Source organism: Microcoleus sp. AT3-D2, assembly GCF_036705715.1.
Taxonomy (GTDB): domain Bacteria; phylum Cyanobacteriota; class Cyanobacteriia; order Cyanobacteriales; family Microcoleaceae; genus Microcoleus.
Map to the genome: position 1 here is coordinate 1 of NZ_JAUBVE010000059.1, position 17,137 is coordinate 17,137.

10 protein-coding genes are annotated in these 17,137 nt (G+C 46.5%); 6 read left to right on the forward strand and 4 right to left on the reverse strand.

Going from position 1 to position 17,137, the window contains the following annotated elements; genetic code table 11:
* Window positions 1–197 precede the first annotated feature (197 nt).
* On the forward strand, window positions 198–710 hold the full coding sequence (locus tag QUB44_RS21590) for a dihydrofolate reductase family protein (protein WP_333370640.1): 513 nt from the start codon (window positions 198–200) through the stop codon (window positions 708–710).
* A gap of 108 nt (window positions 711–818) precedes the next feature.
* Window positions 819–1,091 (forward strand): hypothetical protein, encoded by a 273-nt coding sequence (locus QUB44_RS21595; RefSeq protein WP_333370642.1) that lies wholly within the window; start codon window positions 819–821, stop codon window positions 1,089–1,091.
* 83 nt (window positions 1,092–1,174) lie between these two features.
* Here QUB44_RS21595 and ileS read toward each other — a convergent pair whose 3' ends face one another.
* The 3 genes from ileS to QUB44_RS21610 form a co-directional block, all read right to left on the reverse strand.
* The gene (ileS, locus tag QUB44_RS21600; protein WP_333370644.1) at window positions 1,175–4,765 is read right to left on the reverse strand and encodes an isoleucine--tRNA ligase; all 3,591 of its coding nucleotides are present in this window, start codon (window positions 4,763–4,765) and stop codon (window positions 1,175–1,177) included.
* A gap of 284 nt (window positions 4,766–5,049) precedes the next feature.
* On the reverse strand, window positions 5,050–5,613 hold the full coding sequence (locus QUB44_RS21605) for a Uma2 family endonuclease (RefSeq protein WP_333370647.1): 564 nt from the start codon (window positions 5,611–5,613) through the stop codon (window positions 5,050–5,052).
* Between the two features lie 211 nt (window positions 5,614–5,824).
* Complete coding sequence (locus QUB44_RS21610; RefSeq protein WP_333370649.1) at window positions 5,825–6,235, reverse strand: Npun_F0494 family protein; 411 nt, start codon at window positions 6,233–6,235, stop codon at window positions 5,825–5,827.
* Between the two features lie 130 nt (window positions 6,236–6,365).
* On the opposite strand from QUB44_RS21610, the gene QUB44_RS21615 reads away from it, so the two are divergent.
* Complete coding sequence (locus QUB44_RS21615; protein WP_333370651.1) at window positions 6,366–8,033, forward strand: tetratricopeptide repeat protein; 1,668 nt, start codon at window positions 6,366–6,368, stop codon at window positions 8,031–8,033.
* 227 nt (window positions 8,034–8,260) lie between these two features.
* On the opposite strand, the gene QUB44_RS21620 is transcribed toward QUB44_RS21615, so the two are convergent.
* The gene (locus QUB44_RS21620; RefSeq protein WP_333370653.1) at window positions 8,261–8,578 is read right to left on the reverse strand and encodes a DUF433 domain-containing protein; all 318 of its coding nucleotides are present in this window, start codon (window positions 8,576–8,578) and stop codon (window positions 8,261–8,263) included.
* A gap of 306 nt (window positions 8,579–8,884) precedes the next feature.
* On the opposite strand from QUB44_RS21620, the gene QUB44_RS21625 reads away from it, so the two are divergent.
* From QUB44_RS21625 to QUB44_RS21635, 3 genes are all read left to right on the forward strand, one after another.
* Window positions 8,885–9,325: a peroxiredoxin gene (locus QUB44_RS21625; protein ID WP_333370655.1), complete on the forward strand. Its 441-nt coding sequence runs from the start codon at window positions 8,885–8,887 to the stop codon at window positions 9,323–9,325.
* A gap of 434 nt (window positions 9,326–9,759) precedes the next feature.
* Window positions 9,760–12,414: a C39 family peptidase gene (locus QUB44_RS21630; RefSeq protein ID WP_333370657.1), complete on the forward strand. Its 2,655-nt coding sequence runs from the start codon at window positions 9,760–9,762 to the stop codon at window positions 12,412–12,414.
* 507 nt (window positions 12,415–12,921) lie between these two features.
* A complete protein-coding gene (locus QUB44_RS21635) occupies window positions 12,922–17,073 on the forward strand; it encodes a DUF4347 domain-containing protein (RefSeq protein WP_333370694.1) in 4,152 nt (1,383 codons plus the stop codon).
* Window positions 17,074–17,137 lie beyond the last annotated feature (64 nt).

Consider the following 17,137-nt stretch of genomic DNA (forward strand, 5'->3'; position numbering starts at 1 on the left):
GGCCGCGATGAACAATGACTATATGATGCAAATTCTCAAGTGCTTTTGTCAAGCATGATTGAGATGCTCTTACCCTGGGTGGGATACAGCCGATCAATTACAAAGATAAATTACAAATTATCAAAATGTACCTCTCGACCCCTGAAAGCCCATATACTTTTATAAAGTCTCTGTAGAGCATTTATCTAGGTGTTGCCATGCGTAAAATTGTACTATTCATTGCATCTAGTCTGGACGGTTATATCGCCCGAACGAATGGCGATATTGACTGGCTGTTTACAGACCAAAATTACGGTTATACTAAATTCTTAGATAGCATCGATACGGTTCTCATGGGTCGGAAAACTTACGAACAAGTTCTAACTTTTGGCGAGTATCCGTACCAGGAAAAAAAGAGTTATGTTTTTACGAAAAATCTAGATTTTCAAGCCACTTCGGATGTGGAAGTAGTAACAGACTTAGAGAGTTTTGTCAAGGATTTGCGCTTGCTTGAGGGCAAGAATATTTGGTTGGTGGGAGGTTCTCTGCTGATTCGCGATTTCCTGAATCAAAATTTTGTCAACGAGGTCATTCTCTCAGTGCACCCGATTATTTTGGGCGAGGGAATCCCTTTATTTGTTAATCCCAGAAATACTACAGCTTTGCAGTTAACTGGATGTCAGACATACAGTTCTGGTATGGTTCAGCTATCTTATGATGTCGCGACTTGAGGGCGCGCCCAATTGCTAAGTCGCTTGCAAAATACTGCCAGTTGATTATCAAAAAACGTAAGATAAAACTTAGTAATTGAGCTGATGATGAAATGTGTTTGCTGCTTTTTGTTATTAATATCTTTTTTCGGCGTCGCGCTTCCTGCTGACGCCTCTGTATGCCGCAATTATCAAGGAAGCGAGATTTGCATTGTCGATATCAAACGCAGTGCAAAAAATTATTGGGAATACAGGGTAATTCTTAGTGTTGATGGAGTTAAACAGCCTCTAGAAGTATACAATTGCCGCGATCGCACTACAGTTAAGAAAGATGGAACTGTTTTGGCGTTTGGACAAAACAACCCTGGTGAAATCGTCTGCCGTTTTTTTAATCAGAAATAAGTAAATGAAGTTATTGTAGGGTGCGCTTCGGGCTGAATGTGGCTACCACAAACTCAAGATTTTTTCCCGAAGCGCAGCCTACGTTAGAATTTGCCGTCTACTGCTGACACGCAGCGTTCGCAAATTAGCGGATGTTTGATCGACTCTCCGACGTGAGTAGAGTAGTTCCAGCAACGATCGCACTTTTCCCCGTCTGCTTTGACTACACCAATCGCCAACTCTGGAGACTGATAACTGTACGGCAATTCCTGAATCGCTGCATTCGATTCTACCAGTTCCACTTCCGAAGTAATGAACAAATACCGCAGTTCGTCTACACCGTTGCCGGTCATTGTAGAATCGTGCCCTGCAGCTATGGAAGCAGGAATTTCAGGTTTGGGTTCGATCGAAACTAATTCTGCTTCCGGGATTTGGGGTGTTTCTACAAACACTTTTTCGGCTGGGGCTGTTTGTGCGATCGCCTGTGTTTCTACAAGCACAAGCGCTGCATCTAATGCCGGTGCGAGGACGATCGCCTTTGTTTCTGCAAGTACAAGCGCTGTACTCCGGCCCACCACATCTGCTGTCAGGAAATCAATTTGTTCTGCAATTTTTTGACGGTTGGCGGCAAACAACAAGTGACGGAAAGCAAACCAGATTGTAAATAAGATGCCGATGACTTCAAAGAGGCCTCCCAACACCGGAATCTGATTCATCGTATCCAAAATCGCCAGCGTTACTCTACCCGTTACTAACACAGAGGCTAACAGCCCAAGTGTTACCAAAACTTTTTGGTATTCTGTGAAAAAGTTGCCCGCGTATTCAGGCAAATTAGCCACAAACTGGGCGCTTCGATCTAACATTTGCTGCCAATCTGAAGCCGACGGTTCAGGGGCGGAATACTGTATGATCTCAGAAGCTCGATCGCCCTTTTCTGCGATCGTTTCCGCCTCAACATAAATTGTCTTTTCTGTCAACACTTTGGCAACTTTTGCCGCTTGTTCTTCCTGTCGATCTTGTGCTGCTTTTGCTTTCTCCTCTGTGGCTAACTCTATTACTGCATTTTGCGATCGCACATAATCCACCAATTCTTCACTGCTGGGATTCAAAGCTTGCAATTGCTCTCTTTTCTCAACATCGGGAACGTACAATAAAACCTTAGCTTCCAAAGAAGAACCGATCGCCTTTTCAATCCTCGCTTGTTCCAAAACCTTGTTAACTTCGCCGCGCACTTGCCGCAAATACTGCCAGCGAGTAGCCAATTCTGGATTGTGCCATGAAGCATCAATTTGCGCCCAGCCGGCTTCAAATACTGACTTGTACGGAGTCGGATAGGGAAGGTACTGCCAAATATCCTCCGCCATGTGACACAACACAGGTGCGATCGCCCTTGCTAAATTCTCCACAGCAATGGCAATCACCGTCTGACAACTGCGGCGGCGACGGGTATCTGTCGCGCTGATGTAAAGTCGGTCTTTGGCAATATCCAAGTAAAAATTCGACAAATCCACCGTGCAGAAATTCTGCACAGTTTGGAAAAATCGGGAAAATTGGAAGCTTTCAAAAGCATCTTGGACTTCCGCAAATACTTCGCCCATTCTGTGCAGCATATAGCGGTCGAGTTCCGGCAATTCCTCGTAAGCAACGGCATCTTTTGCCGGATCGAAGTCGTGCAAATTACCCAGCAAAAACTTAGCTGTATTGCGAATTTTGCGGTAAACATCCGATTGCTGTTTGAGAATGTTTTTGCCCAAAGGTACGTCTGCCGAGTAGTCTACCGAAGACACCCACAACCGCAAAACATCGGCTCCATATTCATTAATTACGACTGCCGGATCGACGACATTTTTTTTAGATTTGCTCATTTTGTAGCCTTTTTCATCCAGCACAAAACCGTGAGTCAAAACTGTTTTGTAAGGAGCGACGCCGTTAGTTGCTACGCTGGTGAGCAAGCTGGATTGAAACCAACCGCGATGTTGGTCTGAACCTTCCAAATAGATATCAGCAGGATAGTTTAATTCCGATCGACCTTGTGCAACTGCGGCCCAGGAAGAACCCGAGTCAAACCATACATCCATCGTGTCTGTACCCTTGCGGTAAGTGCGGCCGTTGTTGCGGTAAGATTCTGGCAGTAATTCTTTGATCGACAATTCCCACCAAGCATCGGAACCTTTGTCGGCAATAATTGCTTGTACGTGCGCGATGCTTTCTTCATTCAGCAGCGGTTCGTTAGTTTCTTCGTCGTAGAATACGGGAATGGGAACGCCCCAAGTCCGCTGGCGAGAAATACACCAATCCGATCGATCGCTAACCATTGCCGTGATTCTATTTTCCCCTTGGGCGGGAATCCAATTCACATCGGCGATCGCTTTTAGGGCTTCATCTCGGAACCCTTCAACGGAGGCAAACCACTGTTCCGTCGCCCGAAAAATGGTCGGCTTTCCGGTGCGCCAATCGTAAGGATAAGAGTGAGCGTAACTTTCCTCTTTAATCAAACAATTTGCTTCGGCAAGGGCATCAATCACTGCGGCATTGCCATTTCCGAGGACATTTAAACCTACAAACTGTCCGGCTTCTGCGGTGAAATTTCCGTTTTCGTCTACGGGCGTTAAAACTGGCAAACCGCAGCGTTTTCCGACGATAAAGTCTTCTTGTCCGTGGCCTGGTGCGGTGTGCACCAATCCGGTTCCTGAATCGGCGGTAATGTAGTCACCGCCGGCAACGATCGGACTTTCGCGATCGAACAGCGGGTGTTTGTAGCTGCTGCCTTCTAATTCTTTACCTGGGAAGGTGGCAAGTATTTTTAATTCAGTGTTAAAAGTTGCCGACAGTCGATCGACCGCATCGACAGCTACTAACATGAATTGTTGGGCGATGTGGGAATTTGTCGGCGGTTCCACCACCGCGTAAGTAAGTTCGGGATTGACTGCGATCGCCAAGTTGGCCGGAATTGTCCAGGGAGTAGTCGTCCAAATCGCCGCCCAGAGGCTCGGCATATAGCGCTTGAGCTTCGTTTGCAGGGATTTTGACAATTTTCTGACGTGGAAGCCGACGTAGATGCTGCGCGACGTGTGGCCTTCGGGATATTCCAATTCCGCTTCAGCGAGGGCGGTTTTCGAGCTCGGACTCCAGTGAACCGGTTTGAAGCCGCGGAAGATGTAGCCTTTGAGAACCATTTGACCGAAAACGCCGATTTGAGCGGCTTCGTATTCGGGTTTCATGGTTAAATACGGGTGTTCCCAGTCGCCCCAAACGCCGTAGCGCTGGAAGGATTCGCGCTGCTGTTCCATTGTTTGCTTGGCGAAGGCGGCGGCTTTGCGGCGGAGTTCGATCGGGGTAAGATTGAGCCGATCGTCCGATTTCATGTTCTTCAAGACTTCAAGTTCGATCGGCAATCCATGACAATCCCAACCGGGCACGTAGCGGACTTTTTTGCCGCGCAGCATTTGGTAGCGGTTGATAAAGTCTTTAAGGATTTTGTTGAGGGCGTGGCCGATGTGGAGTTGGCCGTTGGCGTAGGGGGGCCCGTCGTGCAGGATGAACAAATCGCCCGGGTTATTGTGGGAGAGGCGATCGTAGATTTCTTGATCTGCCCAAAATTGTTGCAATTCAGGTTCCCGTTTGACGGCGTTGGCGCGCATATCAAACTTGGTTTTGGGCAGGTTTACCGTGTCTTTGTAAGATTTAGCTTCCATTTTTGAGAAACGTTTTCTGTAGTTAGTTGTTAGTAGTTAGCGGTTTGTTGAGAGATGATATCTAGTCGAGTTAAATAATCATAATTACTTTGTAATGAGGACTTTAGTCCTCTCTCGTCCTTGAAGAGCTGACAACCAGATATTCCAGTATAAGCGATCGACCGCACATTCGATCGAACCAAATCCGTAGAGAACTCTCTCTTCTCTTCCTCTGCGGACTCTGCGGCCTCTGCGGTTAAATCATTCCGGTCGAACCATAAACGATATCACAAATCGACCTTGGGCTATTCGGTTAGCCAACTGAACATTTCACCGACGGTGAGATTGAAGGATTCGGCAAAGGGTGGAACGGGGATGCGATCGCCCGGTTGTTCAAAAACTGCTATGGTGCGATCGGCGAAATAGACAAATACCAGTTCTTCTTCCGGGTCAATCAACCAGCCCATCTGGGTTCCGTGGCCGAGACTGTGGAGAATGTTGCGGACGACTTTAGTTTGACTTTGGTCTGGGGAAAGAATTTCGATTGTCCAGTCGGGGGCGATGGCGAAAGTGTTGGCTACTTCGCCGTTTTCGTCGCGGGGAATGCGTTCCCAGGTAAAGACTGCAAGATCGGGTACAGTCGATCGACCGCCAAAGGTACAGCGCAATTCTGGATAGGCGCGGGCGATGCGTTGGGGTTTGAGTACCCGGTTGATGTCAGCACCCAAATCGCTTTGAATTGTGCTGTGTTTTCCTTGGGGCATAGGTTTCTGGATAATTTGACCATCGATGAATTCGCTGGCGGGTTTGGTTTCCGACAGTTGGAGAAATTCATCGAGACTCAAAGGTTTAGAAGCGGTTTGAACCATTATTGTTATTTGATTTAAGTTTAATTTGTATTAGTTAAGCGATCGGGCATTTAATTTATACTCACATCTCTCAAGAACAGGCAAGATGCCTGTTCCACAAAGAGTAAATTTGCTTGTGGGGTGGATTTCTTCAAACTCTTGTGGGGTGGGCATCTTGCCCGCCCAAAAGCTTAAATTTTAAGGTTCAACCACTTATTAGCCGCCATTCCGGTTATAGAAATACTCCCAACCCGCGACTAACGGCATTTCCCATGCGATCGCACAATGACGCGGCCGGCACTCCCTGTCCTTCCTGTTCCCATTTTTCCACGAGTTGGCGACCCAGGGGCGTGAGGCGAAAACTGTCGGTAATCCCTTGTCCGTCTACTTCCCGTCGCAACACGCCGACTTGAATCAGCCAGAGTAGGGAGTTTTCGGCTACGAGTTCGGATACGGGCGATCGGGTGTAGCCACTTTCAACACCGGAATTTGAGGCGATCGCACTTAGGAAAACACTGTTATCGCGGATGGTCTTGAAGAAGTGTAATTGAAATGGGCTGCACCGGATCGCGCGATCGGCTCTTTTGACGGTGCGGCTGGGATAACTAATAGATTTAAACGCTTCGGATGGGATAAAAGTCATTGAGAGAACTTTTGAACAGGTACTATATTTTTAATTGTTACAGATTTATAGTCAAACTGGAGTTGTGAAAAGCATACCAAGTTCAGAGGAAGTAGACTAGGCTTATCGAACTTAGAAATAAAGAAAGATTATGCCTTTACCAAAAGTGCCTAAAAAATTATTGCCCAAGTTAACCTCAGTTTTCTTATTGTTATACGTGGCGGCGACACTGCCGTGGTTTACCAATCGTCTCACCTCCTTTGCTTATATTGTTCAAGCGATTGTGCAGAGTGACCAAAAGGCAGAAAATGAAGCCACACAGAGTATCAGACAAGCTATTCAACATAATTCTTGGGATGCGACTCTTTACGCGATGCTCGGAAGTCAGTTGAGTAGTCAAGATAAAGTTGAGGAGGCGATCGCAGCTTACCGCCAAGCTATCCGACTTTACCCCGAATATGACCTTGTTTATCGACTTTTAGGTGAAGCGCTGATTAAGCAGGGGAAACCAGATGAAGCGATCGCAACTTACCGCCAAGCAATCAAAGTTAACCCTCAGTGGACTTGGGCTTACAACGAACTCGGCAATAGGCTCTATTATAAGTGGAAATTCGATGAAGCGATCGCAGTTTATCGCCAAGCCATCCAAATAAATCCCAATTATGGCGAAGCTTATAACAATCTGGGTAATACGCTGTCCTACCAAGGCAAACCAAAGGAGGCGATCGCAGCTTACCGCCAAGCCATCCAAATAAATCCCAATTATGGCGAAGCTTACAGCAGTTTAGGTTGGGCTTTACAGCAACAGGGGAGATTAGATGAGGCGATCGCAGCTTACCACCAAGCCATCCAGATATATCCCAATTATGCCGAAGCTTATAACAATCTCGGTAATGCGCTGTTCAACCAAAGTAAACCAAAGGAAGCGATCGCAGCGTACCGCCAAGCCATCCAAATAGAGCCAAATTATGCCGTTGCTTACAACTATTTAGCTTGGACTTTACAGCAACAAGGGAAGTTTGAGGAGGCACTTGAGGTCTATAAAAAAGCAAGTGCATTACCCCAAAACTATAGGAACGTTAATTTATTCCTCCAAGAGACAGAACGGCTTTTAACCATGCAGAAAAATCCGCAATTGTTGGCCAGTCCAGAGCGATTGCCCAGTTTAAAAAATGAACCTTTAGTTTTATTGAAGCGGTCTGTTGTCCGAGTTTTTCTTAAGCGGTCTTGCCAGTTATATTCTGGTACTGGCTGGGTGGTAAAACGGCAGGGAAACAAAGCTTGGGTTGTTACCAACCGCCATGTAGCAACCGCTGAAAAAAATACCCCCCAGAGCGATCTAAAAATTGAAGTTGAATTTTACAGTGAACCGCATTCGGGTGAAGTCCGCAAGCGGAAACCCGCTAAGATTGCTAAAATTACTGCTGCCTCTGACAAGCTGGATTTAGCTTTACTGGAAGTCACCGACATTCCAAAGGATATTCAGCCTTTAGCCAGATCCTCAACGCCTGTTGCCCTCAATGCACCTATCCGCATTATTGGATATCCCTACACCACCGATTATTCGACAGTTGCAACAGGAGAAGTTATCAACCAGACTGACGAAGAGTTACGAATGTCTGCAATTTCAGCTCCCGGCAATTCTGGGAGTCCCGTATTAGACCAGCAAAATCGCGTTGTGGGCGTTGTGTGGGGTTCTAGTTCTACCATTCAAATACAGAATCAACAGTTGGAGCGTTCTGGTTCTAGTTCTGGCTCGGCTCTTGCTTTTCCTATCCAATCAGTTACAAGACAACTGAAAGATTGGGGTATTGATTAGGCAATTGCTGTACAGTAAAATTGCTAATTCAATCGCTGAATAATCAAGACCGACTTAACTAATCATCCCCTCAATTTCTGGATCTGTAAACCCAAATTGTCTAAAAATCCGCAACACATAAGCTGGTGACATTTCCCAGTTCAGGAGTTGTGGTGACATCAATTCCACGTCTTCGCAATCCATTCCCTATGGCAAGAGTTATATTTTCGTCAAGATGAAATTTTATCTTAGCCATGCGGGCGATTTTTTAATTTTTCTTGCAATAGCGATGGGTTTTGAACTTTCAATTGGCGAGCAAATTCTGCATGTGCTTCGATTGCAGAGCGAATTTCATCTCGACGATCGTGATAATAGGCTAAAGCTGCATAAATATCAGATAAAGTAATACTCGGATAGTGATACAGAATTTCGTCGGGTGACATTCCCATTTGTTCGTGCCAAATAACTATATCCTGAACTCGGATGCGATGTCCGGCGATACGGGGTTTTCCCCCACAGATTCCTGGGGTGATTTCGATATGTTCTTTAATGACGGCGATCGACATGGTAGGGAATTAATATAGGATGTGTCTTCTATTTTATGACAGGTTAGAGGAGTTTGGCTGTAAAAGCCATTTTAGGCGATCGCTTTTTTGAGTGGCAAAGACGACTACTCCAAATGTTCAAATAGCCAACAAGGGACCATAGGCTAGAATCTTAAAAACAACCGACTGAAGTTTAATTAAATGTCATGAACAGGCTTTCCGGCCTGTTCCACAAAGAATAAATTTTCTTGTGGGGAGTAGGGTTGGGCTTCTAGCCCGCCCAAAATCAATTAAAATACATTTATAAATCCCAAGAAAAACAAAACTATGACATTACCAGTTGGGTGCGCCGCCCCTCAGTTTACCGCCAAAGACACCAACGGCAACACAGTCTCCCTGTCCCAATTTGCCGGTAAAACCGTAATCTTGTATTTCTACCCCAAAGATGACACCCCTGGCTGCACAAGACAAGCCCAAAGCTTCAAAGCAGCCCATGAGGAATACACTGGCAAAGATATAGTAGTTCTCGGTGTCAGTCGCGACAACGAAGAATCGCACCAAAAGTTCACAGAGAAATACGGTTTACCTTTCCAGCTATTAGCAGATGTCGATGGCACGATTACCAAAGCTTACGATGTCGAGAAAGGCGATTATGCCAAGCGCGTTACTTTCGTCATTGACGGCACCGGCAAAATTATTCAGGTTTATGAAGGGGAAACCATGAAAGTTGACACTCATGCTCAAGATATTCTCGTCACCATAGTTTAGTCGAAGTTTAGCCGATCGCACTAACCTTCCTGGATGCACCAAACGGCTAAAAACCCGGTTTCTTCCTAGATGCCTCGTTGCTATAGGCAATATTGTCGTAGGAACCGGGTTTTTTTCCTAAGTCCTGACTAAGCCCGTGATGGGTCAAGGGTACAGGGGGAAACAACCTACTCGAATTAAATTTCTTCCTTTAAAACTTCCACCACAAATCCCCTCAACCAGGCATATATTCGGTTAAGGTGCTTATGGTACGTCTAAAGTTAGATTTGTGGCGCAACTCCCGCCAATAATTAAAAACTTATACTGGAAAAGGCATTAACCGCCCGTAGGCTGAATCTAGGGGCGATTTTGTCCTGGTTCGAGTCATTGTGTTTGATAAAATCAGAAGTTATCCTTGCTTTAGCTGAATAACTAAGTAGGTAGAGGGATATATAATGACAAACAGCAACATTATTTTAAGTTACTTAGGCCCGCGAGAAATTGAGGTCAATAGAGCCACTGTCTTAGTTGGCACTTTTGACAAAAATCTAGTGGCAGCGATTTCAGCAGCAGAAGGCTCAAATGCGCTGAATGTGGGGATCAATCTCTCTAGAGGCTTTTGGAACATCAGTTTAGAAAAAGGATTCGATAGCGCAGGAACTCGCACACTGCAGGTGAGGGCAAGTGATAAGACCGGCAAAGTTCTCGGCCAACAAACAATTAATATCAAAGTTAATCCTGCTTCTGGGTCACCCGCTCAATTATTCACGTTAATTACTCTCACAGATACCAAATTCAAAGCCGGAACACTGCCCGCCAGCAATCTCAACGAGCTGCAAAAAGCGGACATACCAGCAGGGAAAATTTATCAAATTAGAGACTACCAGTTAGAAGACGGTCACCTGAATGTTCAACTAAATAATCCAATTCCTCCGGTGGGAACCTCTGGTTTTTTCTACGAAAAACACGTACTTATAACCAAAGGCGCAAAAATTCTCATATTCGATCGCGCCGAGTTGCCGACCCCGCCGCCTGGAATGCAGTTACTGTGGGTGATCAAAAAGACCTGGTTAAAGTTCACCCCCACAGATTCTGGAACTTTAGGACCCACTCAAAAATTACAATTTAACCCAGGAGAAACTTTCAATATTCTCGGCTACGCTTGCGTGGAAAACCATTTCCGAGTCGCTTTTGCTCAGGCAGTTCCTAACTTAGGAACTTCGGGATTTCTGTACTGGCAGCACGTCCAAATTTTGCGAGACGGCAGGGGAATTGAGTATGATAGAAATGCCGTTACGATGACAATCATCAAAACGACTGTGTTTAAAAAGCGGCCGATAAATGCCGCTAGCCTGCCACCCCAAGAAAAAATTACCTTGCCGGCGGGAATGATTTACGGAATTGCCGGATTCTCGATCGAACAAAGCCACATTAAAGTCTCGCTGACCGAGAATTTGCCGCAATTTGGCAATACGGGTTTCATTTATCCCGATTTTGTGCAATTCAATCGCGGTGGCAAATCTTTTAATCCCGCTGTGAATTTAAGTTATCAAGGGCCGTCAGAAGTTTTAGTAAATCAGCCGATCGTCCTTCGGGGTACTTTTGACCGAGAAAAAACAGCAAAAATTGAGGTGATAGCTGAGGATAAATTTCCCCTAAGCGTCACGCTAAACCAAGAGGCCAGCACTTGGCAAGTTAATTTGTCTAAAGGATTTAGCGTAGCGGGAGCTCGGTGGCTCAGGTTGCGGGCAACTGACAGCAAAGGCAACGTTACTGGCAGCCAAATAATTTACATTGCCGTAACTTCCGATCCGCTAACTGTCGGACGAGGTTTGACCTTAAAGATAGTTTCTGACACTTTGTTTAAGGTAGCTCCCCTTGATTCTTCCCGGCTCAACAATCAGCAAAAAGTTTTTGTCAAAGCAGGCCAGACTTTGACGGTTAGCAAATACGGATTTATTGACGGGCATCTCAAGGTGGTTGTGGATTCAGCAATTTCGCCGATCGGCACTTTTGGCTATTTTTATGAACCCGACGTTCAGTTGGCCAAAGGTACTCAAATCCTAAGATTTAACCTGGCTGACGTACCGAATAGCAACGTCAGCGCTCAACTGTTGGTAACTCAAACAACTCAGATTAAAGCTAAACCCGAAGATTCATCGAAACTGCCTGCCGATCAAATTGCTGATCTACTTTTAGGCACTACCTATGCCATTACTGGTTATGCCTGCATTTTGGGGCATTTCCGAGTAACTCTCGCCGAATCTATTCCCGGTTTCGGCAATATCGGATTTATTTATTGGCAGGACGTTAAAATTAAAAAAGACGGCAAAGAAGTTCCCTTTGACCCCGATGCTTTGACGATGACAATCCTGCAAACAACTGTGTTTAAAAAACGGCCGGTAGATTCTGCTAGCCTGAGCAGTACCGAGAAAACTACGTTGCCTTTAGGTCGAGTTTACGGCGTGAACAGCTACGGTGCGGAAGGATCTCACCTGAAAGTTTCCCTGACTGAAGAACTGCCAAATTTTGGCAATACAGGTTATGTTTTTCCTAGTTTTGTTCAGTTCAAGCGCGGAGATAAAATTTTCGATCCGGTTCCGAACAATGTGGAATTGAACGTGCCGTATTTTTCGCAGCGGGACAATCCGCGCTTTGACTGGTCTACTTGCAACGTAACTGCGATCGCAATGGTGCTTTATTATTACGGCCTTCGTTCTGAGTGGGGCGGACAGTTGGAGGATGAGTTGTTGCAGTGGTGTTTCGACTATGCCGGCCAGGGTTCTCAAACGGATCACAGCGTGCTTTCGGCACTGATTCAGGCCTACGGGTTTAAGACGAGTTTTAGTACGACTCGCACGTGGGCCCAGGTGCGATCGGAATTGCTGAATCGGCGGCCAGTAGTTTTAGCAGGAGATTTTACTGCGGCCGGTCACATTCTTACTGTAATTGGCTACAATTCTCAAGGTTATATAGTGCAAGATCCTTGGGGAAATGCACTCACTGGTTACAGCGATACTGAGGGGAGAAAGTTGATGTATCCCTACAGTTACGTCAATCAAGTTGCTGGGCCAGATGGGAATGTTTGGGCGCATTTTATCTATCCATAAGCTTTTTAGGTGCGATCGAGATTGCGACAGTCGATCCGGCTAGGGTTGGCAGTGCATTTGTGTGAATTTAAGACTGAAACCCTCTAGATATATCGTTTGGACCGAAGTCTCGATCGCCCGCAAGATTACTTAATAATTTTAACTATTTTCATTGCGTTACGCCTTGTCCCATCTGCACAAAAACCTAATTATGGGAGAGGTCTAATCAAAAGTCGATGAGAAGTCGATGAGAACTCACTCAAGTTCTCAAATAGCCACCTGATTTAATAAAAATACGGTAGAAAGTGCGATCGACCCGATTTGCATATCCCCCCATTCTTTGTAGGGGCAATCCCCCTGCGGTTGCCCTCGTGGGCGGGGGGGAGGCACTCTTGGCACTCCCAAGGTCGATCGAGGGACTATTTATCAATACATCTTTATCAAATCTTTACAGATTTGTATGTAATCAAGCCTTATAGTTTGTACAACAAATTTTCACTCTTTTTTAAACCAGGAATAGGTGGTGTGATGCCAAACTTTAATTGTCAAGTTTCAGGAAGTGCGATCGCCTTTATCGATTCTCAAGTTGAAGATTATCAAAATTTGATTGCCGGAGTAACACCGGGTACGGAAGTAGTGGTTTTGGATGGGGACAGGGATGCGATCGACCAAATTACTCAAATTTTAGCTCTTCGCACCAATATAGACAGCATTCACATCATTTCTCACGGTGCTCCGGGCAGCTTGCAACTGGGCAAAACCAGATTGGGTTCTGAAAATCTGGAAACTTATTCCGAGAAATTGCAGCAATGGCGGAGTGCCTTAACTCTGGGTGCGGACATTCTGATTTACGGTTGCAATGTCGCATCAGATTCTCACGCTAGTCCGAAAGTCCGCCAGGGGTTTCAACCCGGCGGAACCGATGAGTACGCGATAAACGATCGACGGGCGATCGATGATGAATACGCGATTGATCGTGAAAACGCCATAATAGATCGAGAATACGCGATAAACGATCGACGCGCGATCGATAATCAATATGCGATCGATAATGAATGTGCGATCGATCGCAAACACAAAATAGACGGTTTCACCTTCATCCAGCGCATCGCCCAACTCACAAATACCAACGTTGCCGCCTCCAAAAACCTCACCGGCAGTGCAGCAAAAGGTGGCGACTGGGAACTAGAAGTAACAACCGGGAAAATTGCAGCCTCTTTAGCATTTCGGCCCGAAATTCTAGCAGCATACAGCCACGTCCTTGCAACCTTCAGTGAAGCCAGGAACTATACTGTACCAAATGCTGGAGACATTGATACGGGCGACCTTAACGGTGACGGTTTCCTCGACTTAGTAGTGACAGGTAAGCAGGATCGCTTCTTCCCAAGAGATATTTCCATATTGTTGGGGACGGGCACTACGGGCAGCTTTGGTACTCCTATCAGCTTACTTAAGCCAGCAGGTAAGGAGAATCCCACTGGCGTTGGAGTGGGCGACTTTAATGGAGACGGCAAACTCGATTTAGCTGTAGCGAATCGTCAGGATTCACAAGGTAACGGCAATTTCGTTTCCATCCGGTTGGGGACAGGTACTGGCACTTTTGGCGATCCTACCAACTTTGGTGAAAATATAGATCATAAGTCGATCGTAGCCGGTGACTTTAATGGAGATGGCAAGTTAGATTTAGCCACAACTCCTGACCTCGATAACTTCATTTCAATACTTTTGGGAGACGGTACTGGTAGCTTTGGCACTGCCGTTAAGATTAATACACAAACACGCAAGTTTACTCTTGACACAGCCGACTTTAACGGCGACGGCAAACTTGATTTAGTCACGTCGAACCGTTCAGAGACTGATAACATCTCCGTTTTCTTAGGAGATGGTCAAGGCAACTTTAACTCCCCCGTTAACCTTACTGCCCCCGGAACTGAGTTTCGCACTGTCGTCACAGGCGACTTTAATGGCGACGGCAAACTCGATATCGCGGCCAATAACGACAGCTTTAAATCTGTCTCAGTCTTCTTGGGAGATGGTACGGGTAATTTTGATACTGCTAACAACTTTAGTGTCAGACGTTCTCTAGCTTTTGGTCCCGAATCTGTGGTTGCAGGGGATTTTAGTGGCGATGGCAAAGTCGATTTAGCCACGCCTAGCCACACCATTCGGGAACTTTCAGTCTTGTCAGGAGATGGTACGGGTAAATTTGGTACTCTCAGCAACTTTACGCTCCCGTATGCCCCGAATACTGATGGTTATATTGCTTTTGCGGTTGCGAGAGATTTTAATGCTGACGGCAAGTTGGATATAGCTACGGCTTCCGGTCAAAATGTCTCGGTTCTGCTGAATACATCGAATACAGTTAATTTCGGTGCGGTCAGTTACAGCGGTGTGGAAGGAACAACAGACACAGTAGTTAATATTCCCGTCAACATCACCGGTGGCACTCCCTTAAACGATGTAGTTGTGCCAATTCTCCTCGATCCCAGCAGCACAGCCACCGAAAATTCAGACTACAACTTTTCCCCTACTTCGATTACCTTCCCCGCAGGTGCAACAGGTGACGAACTCACCAAGAATATTGCAGTTACTATCAAGCCTGACAATCTCTCTGAAAACCCCGAAACTGTAATTTTCAACTTGGGTACAATTACAGGTGCGATTGCAGGTTCCACAAAAACAACAACTCTAACTATTTCAGACCAGGTTTCTGTTGCTTATGCCATTGCCACCGATACTGCCAGCATTGACGAAGGTAATAGCGGCAAAAAACCTCTAACTTTCACTGTGACTCGCAGCAACGTCACTAACGGGGCAAGTAGCGTCAAATATGCGATCGCAGGAACAGCTACCAACGGCAGCGATTATAACAATATCGGCGGCACTTCTGGGGCAACAACTGCTACTGGCACGATTAATTTTGTGACGGGTGAAACATCAAAAACCATCACTCTGGATGTGTTAGGCGACACCACGGTTGAACCCGATGAAACTATTACCGTCACCCTGTCCGATCCCACAGGCGTCGCAGCGGTAACACCGATAATTACCGCTGATACCGCTACCACAACTATTATTAACTACACTGCACCGACGCCGACACCAACGCCGACACCAGAACCACCGACACCGACACCAACGCCCACACCGGAACCACCAACGCCGACACCAGAACCACCGACACCGACACCAACGCCCACACCAGAACCACCAACGCCGACACCAGAACCACCAACGCCGACACCAACGCCCACACCAGAACCACCGACACCGACACCAACGCCAACGCCCACACCGCCGACACCGACACCAACGCCCACACCAGAACCACCGACACCGACACCAGCGCCCACACCGACGCCCACACCGCCAACGCCCACACCGCCGACGCCAACACCAACGCCCACACCAGAACCACCGACACCGACACCGCCGACGCCAACACCAACGCCCACACCGCCGACGCCAACACCGACGCCAGCGCCAACGCCATCGGAAACTCCGACGCCATCGGAAACTCCGACGCCGACGCCGACACCGACGCCAACTCCCACACCATCGGCAACTCCGACGCCGACGCCGACACCGACGCCAACTCCCACACCATCGGCAACTCCGACTTCACCAACTCCCACACCATCGGCAACTCCGACGCCAACGCCACTGGAAACGCCGACACCAACTTCAACTGAGAGTGATTGCATTTGCAATACTATTCAGTATCCAAATTTGGATGTACCTAATCAAGCTGAAAATATTATCACCAGCAATGGCAGCGGTGAAATCCAGTTTGGTACGCCGGACAATGACGCTTTTTACGGCAGTTCTAGTCCGAACATATTCGATGCGGGTTTCGGCAATGACAACTTATACGGGGGCGAAAACAACGATACTTTTTACGGCAACAAACAAAATGATTTTGTTAGCGGCGATCGGGGAAATGATATCCTGTTTGGTGGCAAACACAATGATATCCTTTTGGGCGGTGAAGGTGAAGATATCATTTTCGGCGATCGCGGCAACGATTCGATAAATGGTCAGGAAGACAACGACTTACTTTTTGGCAATGTCGGTGCTGATTTTATCGACGGCGATAAAGGAAATGATATCGGATTTGGGGGTAAGGGAAATGATATTATCTTTGGCAATGAAGGTGAGGATAGTCTTTATGGTAACTTCGGAGATGATAGTATCTGCGGAGGTGATGGCAATGATTTCTTAAGCGGAAATCAAAATAACGATCTGCTAGATGGATGCCTTGGGAATGACACTCTTTATGGTGGCAATGGTAACGATACATTGCTGGGAGGTAGCGGTGATGATGTTTTGTTTGCCGATCGCGGTGATGACAGTTTGAATGGCGGTGATGGCACCGATCTTCTACTGGGTGGTAACGGTGATGATTGGCTGACTGGCGGTTTGGGAAGTGATGTTTTGTCAGGAGGTGCTGGCAACGATAGATTCTTGCTTTCCACCAATTCTGGCATCGATACTATCTTGGATTTTGAGGATGGCAAAGATTTGCTAATACTCGCCAACAATCTCACTTTCTCCCAACTGTCAATTACTCAAGAAAACAGTGCAACTTTCATCCGTTTGTCAGCAAGTGGTCAGATTTTAGCTTCTCTGAATGGAGTGTCTGCCAGCCAGATTAATGCTGCCAATTTCAATCTAGCTTAGAGGAGTAGTAGATACAGCAGATTGCAGTTTATGAAGTGGAGGACACGGCAATGCCGTGTCCCTA

What these genes read in the sequence shown, in the direction of transcription:
- QUB44_RS21605 (WP_333370647.1), bottom strand. Translation starts at nt 5,613, where the DNA reads ATGGTTCAAACCGCTTCTAAACCTTTGAGTCTCGATGAATTTCTCCAA.
- ileS (WP_333370644.1), bottom strand. Translation starts at nt 4,765, where the DNA reads ATGGAAGCTAAATCTTACAAAGACACGGTAAACCTGCCCAAAACCAAG.
- QUB44_RS21620 (WP_333370653.1), bottom strand. Translation starts at nt 8,578, where the DNA reads ATGTCGATCGCCGTCATTAAAGAACATATCGAAATCACCCCAGGAATC.
- QUB44_RS21625 (WP_333370655.1), top strand. Translation starts at nt 8,885, where the DNA reads ATGACATTACCAGTTGGGTGCGCCGCCCCTCAGTTTACCGCCAAAGAC.
- QUB44_RS21590 (WP_333370640.1), top strand. Translation starts at nt 198, where the DNA reads ATGCGTAAAATTGTACTATTCATTGCATCTAGTCTGGACGGTTATATC.
- QUB44_RS21615 (WP_333370651.1), top strand. Translation starts at nt 6,366, where the DNA reads ATGCCTTTACCAAAAGTGCCTAAAAAATTATTGCCCAAGTTAACCTCA.
- QUB44_RS21635 (WP_333370694.1), top strand. Translation starts at nt 12,922, where the DNA reads ATGCCAAACTTTAATTGTCAAGTTTCAGGAAGTGCGATCGCCTTTATC.
- QUB44_RS21610 (WP_333370649.1), bottom strand. Translation starts at nt 6,235, where the DNA reads ATGACTTTTATCCCATCCGAAGCGTTTAAATCTATTAGTTATCCCAGC.
- QUB44_RS21630 (WP_333370657.1), top strand. Translation starts at nt 9,760, where the DNA reads ATGACAAACAGCAACATTATTTTAAGTTACTTAGGCCCGCGAGAAATT.